The sequence below is a fragment of the Tritonibacter aquimaris genome, from assembly GCF_009617595.1.
GTDB classification, from domain to species: domain Bacteria; phylum Pseudomonadota; class Alphaproteobacteria; order Rhodobacterales; family Rhodobacteraceae; genus Epibacterium; species Epibacterium aquimaris.
Window position 1 is genome coordinate 1 of sequence record NZ_WIXK01000024.1, and the last position, 1,191, is coordinate 1,191.

Consider the following 1,191-nt stretch of genomic DNA (forward strand, 5'->3'; position numbering starts at 1 on the left):
CATATCAACGAGTGATTACTCAGTGATTTTGGACACAACGCCCGCGCCAACGGTGCGGCCGCCTTCGCGGATCGCAAAGCGCAGACCGTTTTCCATCGCGATCGGTGCGATCAGTTCAACGTCGAACTTCAGGTTGTCGCCAGGCATAACCATCTCGGTGCCCTCGGGCAGAGTAACGGTGCCGGTGACGTCAGTTGTACGGAAGTAGAACTGAGGACGGTAGTTCGCGAAGAACGGCGTGTGACGGCCACCTTCTTCTTTGGTCAGAATATAGGCTTCTGCTTCGAACTTGGTGTGCGGCTGAACCGAACCTGGCTTACACAGAACCTGGCCACGCTCAACGCCGTCACGGTCAACACCACGCAGCAGTGCGCCGATGTTGTCGCCCGCTTCGCCGCTATCCAGCAGCTTGCGGAACATTTCAACACCGGTACAGGTGGTTTTGGTGGTGTCGCGGATACCAACGATTTCGATCTCTTCGCCAACGTTGATCACGCCACGCTCAACACGACCGGTCACAACAGTACCACGGCCAGAAATCGAGAATACGTCTTCGATCGGCATCAGGAACGGCTGGTCAACAGCGCGCTCAGGGGTGTCGATGTAGTCATCAACAGCCGCCATCAGCTCTTTGATTTTCTCTTCGCCGATTTCAGGCTTGTTGCCTTCCATCGCTGCCAGAGCGGAACCCGCGATGATCGGGATATCGTCGCCAGGGTAGTCGTAAGAAGACAGCAGCTCGCGGATTTCCATTTCCACCAGTTCCAGCAGCTCTTCGTCGTCGACCTGGTCAACTTTGTTCATGAACACGACGATTTTGGGGATGCCAACCTGGCGACCCAGCAGGATGTGCTCACGGGTCTGGGGCATCGGGCCGTCGGCTGCGTTCACAACCAGGATCGCGCCGTCCATCTGCGCCGCACCGGTGATCATGTTTTTCACATAGTCAGCGTGGCCGGGGCAGTCAACGTGTGCGTAGTGACGCGTTTCGGTCTCATACTCAACGTGGGCGGTCGAGATGGTGATGCCGCGGGCTTTTTCTTCGGGTGCGCCGTCGATCTGGTCGTAGGCTTTGAAGTCACCAAAGTATTTGGTGATCGCTGCGGTCAGCGTGGTTTTACCGTGGTCAACGTGGCCGATGGTGCCGATGTTAACGTGCGGTTTGTTACGCTCAAACTTTTCCTTAGCCAT

Annotated in this window: 1 protein-coding gene; it reads right to left on the reverse strand. The window is 56.6% G+C overall.

The genetic code is table 11. The annotated features are described in order from the left end of the window. Positions 1-15 precede the first annotated feature (15 nt). Positions 16-1,191: elongation factor Tu (gene tuf, locus GG681_RS17605; protein ID WP_153549349.1), on the reverse strand; the 1,176-nt coding region annotated here is incomplete at its 5' end.